The organism is Nonomuraea deserti (assembly GCF_004348685.1).
In the GTDB taxonomy this organism is placed as follows: Bacteria; Actinomycetota; Actinomycetes; order Streptosporangiales; family Streptosporangiaceae; genus Nonomuraea; species Nonomuraea deserti.
This window is the reverse complement of the sequence record NZ_SMKO01000027.1, coordinates 56414-64495: the sequence shown is the minus strand read 5'-3', so window position 1 is coordinate 64495 and position 8082 is coordinate 56414. Positions and strand designations below refer to the sequence as shown.

5 protein-coding genes are annotated in these 8082 nt (G+C 71.4%); 4 read left to right on the top strand and 1 reads right to left on the bottom strand.

Annotated features, from left to right (window positions below):
* A partial coding sequence (locus E1292_RS13795) for a glycosyltransferase (RefSeq protein ID WP_439331886.1) occupies positions 1-1638 on the top strand: 1638 nt, incomplete at its 5' end.
* 36 nt (positions 1639-1674) lie between these two features.
* Here E1292_RS13795 and E1292_RS13790 read toward each other — a convergent pair.
* A complete protein-coding gene (locus E1292_RS13790; RefSeq protein ID WP_132595534.1) occupies positions 1675-3162 on the bottom strand; it encodes a glycosyltransferase family 2 protein in 1488 nt (495 codons plus the stop codon).
* 204 nt (positions 3163-3366) lie between these two features.
* Here E1292_RS13790 and thrC point away from each other — a divergent pair, with 204 nt between their 5' ends.
* From thrC to rho, 3 genes are all read left to right on the top strand, one after another.
* Complete coding sequence (gene thrC, locus E1292_RS13785; protein WP_132595533.1) at positions 3367-4425, top strand: threonine synthase; 1059 nt, start codon at positions 3367-3369, stop codon at positions 4423-4425.
* Positions 4426-4478: 53 nt separating this feature from the next.
* Positions 4479-5390: a homoserine kinase gene (gene thrB / locus E1292_RS13780; RefSeq protein WP_132595532.1), complete on the top strand. Its 912-nt coding sequence runs from the start codon at positions 4479-4481 to the stop codon at positions 5388-5390.
* A 457-nt stretch (positions 5391-5847) separates the two neighbouring features.
* Positions 5848-7875 (top strand): transcription termination factor Rho, encoded by a 2028-nt coding sequence (gene rho, locus E1292_RS13775; protein ID WP_132595531.1) that lies wholly within the window; start codon positions 5848-5850, stop codon positions 7873-7875.
* The last annotated feature ends 207 nt before the right edge of the window (positions 7876-8082 follow it).

Genomic DNA, 8082 nt, shown 5'->3' with positions numbered 1-8082 from the left:
ACCCAGCCCGCCGCCCCCGGCCCTGTCAGGGTGCGGGGCAACGACTACCGGGTGCTCGGCCCTCCGGAGCACGTCACCCCGGAGCTCACGGTCAGCGTCGTCATCCCCGCCTACGGCGGCCAGGACAAGCTCGACCTGGTGCTGCAGGGCCTGGCGCGGCAGACGTACCCGGCGGAGCTGACCGAGATCATCGTCGTCGACAACGGCACCTCGCCCCCGCTGCGCCTGCCCGGGGGCACGGCCGCCCGGCTGGTCGTCTGCGACAAGCCCGGCCGGGCCACCGCCCGCAACGCCGGGCTCGCCGAGGCCACCGGTGACGTGATCTTCTGGCTCGACTCCGACGTGGTGCTGACGCCGGCGGCGATCGAGGCGCACATGCGCTGGCATCACGCCGCCCCCTACGCCGTCGTGACCGGCTACATCAGGTTCACCGGCGCGGAGCCGCCCGCCGAGCTGCCCCAGGACCTGGAGGCGGCGTTCGAGCCGGCCGAGCCGCACGCCTGGATCGTCGACCTGGTCGAGCGCACCGACGGGCTCACCGCCAACCCGCAGCGCCCGTTCAGCCTGCACGTCGGCGGCGCGACCTCCGTCAACGCCCGCCTGATCGCGGCGGCGGGCCCGATGGACGACGACCTGATCCTCGGCCAGGACACCGAGCTGGGCTACCGCCTCGCCCAGGCCGGAGCCGTGTTCGTCCCCGAGCCGCGGGCTCGCGCCTACCACCTCGGGCCCACCATGCGGATGCGCGACAAGCAGCCGATCGACCGGGTGAGCCACGCGTTCGTGGCCGACCGCATCCCGGCCTACCGCTGGTTGCGCGGCCATCCGGCGCGGCGGTGGAAGATCCCGTACGTCACCGTGGTGATGGACGGCACCGTGGGTTACGACACCGTGCGGCCGGCGGTGGACGCCGTGCTCGCCGGCACCGTCCCCGACCTCTCCGTGCTCCTCCTCGGCCCCTGGGAGCGGCTCGGCGGCGAACGCCGAGCGCCGCTGAAGGACCCCGACCTCGAACTCGTGCTGGTCCGCGGCCACTACGAGCACGAACACCGGGTGCGCCTGGCGTCCGCGGAGGAGATCGACCCGGCCGTGCCCTTCCTGCTGCGCCTGCCGCCCGGCTGGGCGCCCGGCGAGGACACCCTCGCCCGCCTGCTCGACCTCGCCCGCGACGAGGGCCTCGGCCTGGTGAACGTGCTGCTGCGAGAATCGGCGGACGGCGTCGTCGCGGCCCGGCTGGAACGCGCGCCGGCCTTCGCCAGAGCCCGCATCGTGGCGGCCCCGGGCGAGGACCTCGACGACGCGGTGGACACGGTGTCGGGAGTCGCCTGGGTAGAGGGCGAGACCTACGGTTTCACCGCCGAGCCCGAGCCGCCGACCGGGCGGCGGGCGGCGTACAGGGCCCGCCTCGAGGCGCAGACGGAGGCGGCCAGGCGGGCCGCCGAGAACGAGCGGCTGCGGGCGCAGGTGGCGAAGTGGAAAGAGGAGGCGGGGCGCTGGCGCAAGAGCACCGTCGAGCTGCGCCGCGAGGTCGGCACCCTGCGCCGCCAGATCGCCGCCGCCAACCGCGCTCAGCAGAGCCTGCGCGTGATGGTGTCCACCACCATGAGACGCGCCCTCCGCAAACGCCTCCGCGGCTGACCGCCGCGCGCCCACCGCCGACACGCCGCGGCGCCGTCAGCCGGGGCGCAGGGCCGACTTCAGGCGTCTCAGCAGGGTCTTCTCCGACGGCTCCGCTGGCGCCGTCACCTGGGCGGGGATGGTGACCGGCTCCGGCGCGGGCGCGGGCGGCGCGGGCCAGTAGCGGTCCGGGGGCTCGTGGCGTACCCCATGGGTAGTGTCGATCAGCTCGTCCAGGTCGGCGCCCGCCCAGTTCGTCGAAGGCGACAGGAGCACGGCGCGGCCGAGCGCAGAGGTGCGTTCGAGCCGGGCGGAGCGCCCGTCGGGGAGGTCCACGATCAAAATTCCCGCCAGGTCCTTCTGCACCGACTCGACCATGCGCTCCAGCGTCGCCCGGTGCAGCGGCACGTCCACCGGCCCCCGGTAGCGGAACGGCGTCGGCGCGGGCGTCGGGGCGGCCTCGTCGATGAGGCGGACGCGTTCGTCGTGCGCGAACAGATCACGCAACAGCCGCAGCTCGAAACACGGGTCGGACAGCGTCACGCGCTGCCCGTCGTCCAGCCGCGACCACGGCCCGACCAGCGTCACCACGACGTCCTGCAGCTTGCCGTCCAGCGCCGCCGCCACCGCCCGCCGCACCACGGATTCGGACGTGTCGGTCACGTCGAACACGATCTCGACGTACGGCACCAGCCACCGCCGCCCGCGGTCCTTGCGCAGGTCCCTGCGGAGCGGGATCCGGTGCGCCAGGTACGGCTCGACCGTCCGCACGGCCCGCTCCCTGTCACGATGTTGCGAGGGCAGCCCCAGGTGCACGGCCTGCGCCTCCATCTCGGGCACGAACACCACGCCGTGCATCGCCAGCCGGTAGGAGAACTCGGTGTCCTCGCCCCGCACCACGTTCGGGTCGAGACCGCCCACGGCGTGGAAGACATCCCTGGGCAGGGCGAAGGTCGGCCCCGTGCACACGTGGTAGGGGTTGCGGCTCTTGCGCAGTCCGTCGGTCTTGGCGATCGTCGCCTCGGTGGAGCTCGGCACGGCCTCGGCCAGGTCGAACACCTCGTCCAGGTGCCGCGCCGTGAAGACCTGGCGTGGCGTGACCGGCGGCGTGTCGACGAACTTCTTCATCCCGATGCTGACCAGATAGTCGGTCACGTGGTGCCAGCGGGCCATGGCCTCGATGTGCTCGCGGCAGGCCACCATGTCGGCGTCGAGGCGCTGGATGATCTCGCCGTCGGCGGCCTTGACGCCCGTGTTGACGGCGTTGGAGATGCCCCAGCCATCACGCACGCGGACGACGCGGGTGTTGACCGGCCTGATCTCGGGCAGCCGGATCGGCGGATCGCTGCCGTCGTCGACGACCAGCACCTCCATGAGATGGTCCGGGTACGTCTGCGCGGCCAGCGCGGCCAGCGTCAGATCGAGCCCCTGCCCGCCGTGAGCCGGTATCACCACGCTCACGGACAGGTCGGGTGACCAGGCGCCGAGCCGCGGGACCGCTACTGGTGAATAGTCGTTCTGCCTCAGAGCAGGACGCGCGTTCATGGTGGTGACCCCCTGGCCGAGACCTTATCGGGAGATGCTGAGAATTTCCTGAATAGTGCCCCTGTCCAACGACTGTTCGGGGCAGGGGTACGTGGCCTGCGTCCGTCCCGTGTCCGTCCCGTGTCCGTCCCGTGGACGCGGCTCCGCGACGGTCGTCCGCACCCCGTACACTCTGTGCCGAACACCGCAGGTAGGGAGTCCATCATGAGCAGGTCGTGGCGTGGCCTCATCGAGGAATACCGTGAGCGTCTTCCCGTGACCACGAAGACGCCCGTCGTCACGCTGCTCGAAGGCGGCACGCCGCTGGTGCCCGCGCACCGCGTCTCCGCCCTGACGGGGTGCGACGTCTACCTCAAGGTCGAGGGCGCCAACCCGACCGGCAGCTTCAAGGACCGCGGCATGACCATGGCCATCAGCAAGGCGGTCGAAGAGGGCGCCAAGGCGGTCATCTGCGCCTCCACCGGCAACACCTCGGCCTCGGCGGCGGCCTACGCCGTCCGCGCCGGGCTGACCTGCGCCGTGCTGGTGCCACGGGGGAAGATCGCCATGGGCAAGCTGGCCCAGGCGCTCGTGCACGGCGCCACGCTGCTGCAGGTCGAGGGGTCGTTCGACGACTGTCTCGAGATGACCCGCAAGCTGTCGTCCAACTACCCGATCGCGCTGGTCAACTCGGTCAACCCGTTCCGGCTGCAGGGGCAGAAGACGGCGGCGTTCGAGATCGTCGACACGCTGGGCGACGCCCCCGACATCCACTGCATCCCGGTGGGCAACGCCGGCAACATCTCGGCCTACTGGATGGGTTACCGCGAATACGCCGACGACGGGGTGGCGACGAAGCGGCCGCGCATGTTCGGCTTCCAGGCCAGCGGGGCGGCGCCCATCGTGGCGGGGGCGCCCGTGGCCCACCCGCACACGATCGCCACCGCGATCCGCATCGGCAACCCGGCCTCCTGGTCGCTGGCCACCTCGGCCCGTGACGAGTCAGGCGGGGCCATCCAGGCGGTGACCGACCGGCAGATCGCGGCGGCGTACAAACTGCTGGCGCAGGAAGAGGGCGTGTTCGTCGAGCTCGCGTCGGCGGCCAGCGTGGCGGGCCTGCTGCAGGCTCACGCGCAGGGCATGGTCGAGCCAGGGCAGCGCGTCGTCTGCACGGTCACGGGCAACGGCCTGAAAGACCCCGACTGGGCCATCTCGGGCGCGCCGGCGCCCGTGGTGATCCCCATCGACGTCCACGCCGCGGCTGCGGCGCTCAACCTCGCCTGACGCCACGCCAGGGCGCGGGGGCCGCGGGGGAAGTGAGGAATCATGAGGGAAACGTGAGCAGCACTGTTCAGATCCGCGTGCCCGCCACATCGGCCAACCTGGGGCCGGGCTACGACACGCTCGGGTTGGCACTGAGCCTGTACGACGAGGTCGAGGTCGCGCTCACCGAGCAGCCGGGGGTCGCCGTCACGGTCGAGGGCGAGGGCGCGGGCGAGGTCGACCTCGGCGAGGGCCATCTGATCGTCAAGGCCATGCGCACGACGTTCGCCCGCATGGGCGTGCCCCAACCGGCCGGGATCCGCCTGCGGTGCCGTAACAGGATTCCGCACGCCCGCGGGCTCGGATCGTCGTCGGCGGCCGTGTGCGCGGGCATCCTCGCCGCGCGGGCGCTGGCCGGCGTGACGACTTTCTCCGACGATCAGGTCTTCGCGCTGGCCGCCGAGATGGAGGGCCATCCCGACAACGTCGCCCCCTGCCTGGCCGGCGGGCTGACCGTGGCCTGGTGCGACCACACGGGGACGCCGCGTATGGTGAAACTGGCGCCCGACGAGCGCATCCGTCCGGTGGTCGTGGTCCCGTCGACCCGGCTGTCCACGGAGGCCGCGCGAGGGCTGCTGCCGAAGGACGTGCCCCACAAGGACGCCTCCTTCAACGCCGGCAGGGCCGCGTTGCTGATCGCCGCGCTGACCCGACGGCCCGAGCGGGAGGTTCTGCTCGCCGCGACAGAAGATCGGCTCCACCAGGCTTACCGCGCGCCTGCCATGCCGGAGAGCGCGCATCTGGTAGAACGTCTCCGTGCAGTGGGTGTGCCCGCGGTCGTTTCGGGAGCGGGTCCCGCGGTTCTTGCGTTTTCGACATCGGATTCGCAGGATTTGATCGCGCCAGAAGTGGGTAATGACTGGCACATCCAGCAAATGGACGTCGACCCGGTTGGTGCGAACGTTCAGTTCCCCGAGACACGCTGATGCCTCTTTAGACCTTCAGGGAATAGCCGTGTGCGCTGGTGATGTTAGGCTGATAGCCGCACCAGATGCCCCCTTGGTGGGTGCGTGCTTGTCAGCCACACATCGCTGCATCATGCTTCACGTCGCGAGGCGTGAGCAGCGCGGCTGTCTCCCCGGAATCCGTTGCCTCCGGTTGGCCCACACCCGGTTGGCTCAACGTGAGGTGGCGACGACGGGGACCTGCGCGTTCGAATCATCTCGACATCTGGTTGGCGACAGCAATCTGGGGGGTGTCAGCCACGCGCCACGGTCCTGTGGCGGCCTGGACGAGCCCCTCCCCAAGAGTGGCGGCCGTCTCCAGCGACAGCCGAAGATCGCAGAGTGCACCCCGACCCGGTCTGTCCCGCCGGATCGCAAGCACCTCCGGGACGCCCGGCAGAACAAAACCGGCGCCCGACCCCTGGGAAGGACCTTTTAGTTGAGCGACACCACCGAACTCCTCTCCGACGCATCAGGCGCTGAGCCCGCGTCCGGCGACACCCCCACCCGCGCCCCGGCCAAGCCGCGTGCGCGTCGCTCCGGCACCGGCCTGTCCGCCAAGGTGCTGCCCGAGCTGCAGAAGATGGCGGCCGAGCTGGGCATCAGCGGGACCGGGCGCATGCGGAAGAGCCAGCTCATCGCGGCCATCCAGGAGAAGCAGGGTGGCGGTTCCGGAGAAGGCGCATCGGCTCCCGCAGCCGCGTCCGAGGCTTCCGCTTCGGCCCCGGCGGAGGCGACGCCCGCCGCGGAGCGGCCCACGCGGACGCGCAGAGAGCGGTCGCGCAAGACCGCGGAGGAGCCCGCGCCGCAGGCCGCCCAGCAGCCCGCCGCCGCGGAGCCCGTGGCCGCGAGCTCCGCGAGCCCCGTGACCTCCGCCGCGCCCGAGCCTGTCGCCGCCCCGGCCGAGCCGGTCGCCGAGCAGCAGCAGGCGCAGCCCGTGGAGACCGGCCAGAACGACACCCGCCCCGAGCGTTCCGAGCGCGGCGAGAGCCGCCGCGAGCGCCGCAGCCGCGGCGAGCGGCGCGACAGGGGAGACCGCGGCGACCGGGGAGACCGCTCCGGCGGCGACCGGTCGGAGAGCAGCCGTGACGGCGGTCGTGACGGCCGTGACGGTCGCGACGGCCGTGACGGACGCGACGGCGGCCGTGGCGACCAGCGCGGCACCGACTCGGGCAACCGCAGCGATCAGCGCAGCGACCAGCGCAACGACCAGCGCGGCGGCGATGACGACGAGCGTGGCGGGCGCGGGCGCAGGGGCCGCTTCAGGGAGCGCAACCGCGGTCGTGGCCGCGACCGCTTCGACAGCGGCGAGCCGGTCATCGGCGACGACGACGTGCTCATCCCGATCGCCGGCATTCTCGACATCCTCGACAACTACGCGTTCGTCAGGACCAGCGGCTACCTGCCCGGCAGCAACGACGTCTACGTCTCGCTCGCCCAGATCCGCCGCAACGGCCTGCGCAAGGGCGACGTCATCACCGGCGCCGTGCGCCAGCCCCGCGAGGGCGAGCGGCGCGAGAAGTTCAACGCTCTGGTCCGCCTCGACACCGTCAACGGCATGGACCCCGAGCAGGCCCGCAACCGGCCCGACTTCAACAAGCTGACGCCGCTCTACCCGCAGGAGCGCCTGCGCCTCGAGACCGAACCGAACATTCTGACCACGCGGATCATCGACCTCGTGTCGCCGATCGGCAAGGGCCAGCGCGGTCTCATCGTCTCGCCGCCCAAGGCCGGTAAGACGATGGTGCTGCAGGCGATCGCCAACGCGATCACCCGCAACAATCCCGAGTGCCACCTGATGGTGGTGCTCGTGGACGAGCGGCCAGAAGAGGTCACCGACATGCAGCGGTCGGTCAAGGGCGAGGTCATCCACTCCACCTTCGACCGTCCCGCGGAAGACCACACCACGGTCGCCGAGCTCGCCATCGAGCGGGCCAAGCGCCTGGTGGAGCTGGGCCACGACGTGGTCGTCCTGCTCGACTCGATCACCCGCCTCGGCCGCGCCTACAACCTGGCGGCCCCGGCCTCCGGTCGCATCCTGTCGGGCGGTGTCGACTCCACCGCCCTCTACCCGCCCAAGCGCTTCTTCGGCGCCGCCCGCAACATCGAGAACGGCGGCTCGCTGACGATCCTCGCCACGGCCCTGGTCGAGACCGGGTCCAAGATGGACGAGGTCATCTTCGAGGAGTTCAAGGGCACCGGCAACGCCGAGCTCAAGCTCAACCGCTCGCTGGCCGACAAGCGCATCTTCCCCGCGGTCGACGTCGACGCGTCCGGCACCCGTAAGGAAGAGATCCTCATGGGCAAGGACGAGCTCCAGATCGTCTGGAAGCTGCGCCGGGTGCTCCACGCGCTCGACATGCAGCAGGCGCTCGAGCTGCTCCTGGAGAAGATGAAGGAGACCAAGTCCAACGCGGAGTTCCTCCTGCAGGTCCAGAAGACCACGGTGAGCAACGACCGCGACTGACGGCCTCCTGGCAGCGGTGCGTCACGAGAGGCGGCCGGGGTATCCCGCCGCCTCTCTTGGCGTTCCGCGGAGCCTACGATGGCCTTGCGAGAGGGCCGTACGACGGCGTTCCGAGGGCATGAGCGCGAGGGCCCCGGCTGACGGTCACCTGCCGCGCCCGCCGAGCCTGATCGGGAATGCCCGATGGCCTGGGATGGTTGCACGATC

Excerpts from the sequence above, each read along its gene's own strand:
- E1292_RS13790 (WP_132595534.1), bottom strand. The coding sequence starts at position 3,162 with ATGAACGCGCGTCCTGCTCTGAGGCAGAACGACTATTCACCAGTAGCG.
- thrC (WP_132595533.1), top strand. The coding sequence starts at position 3,367 with ATGAGCAGGTCGTGGCGTGGCCTCATCGAGGAATACCGTGAGCGTCTT.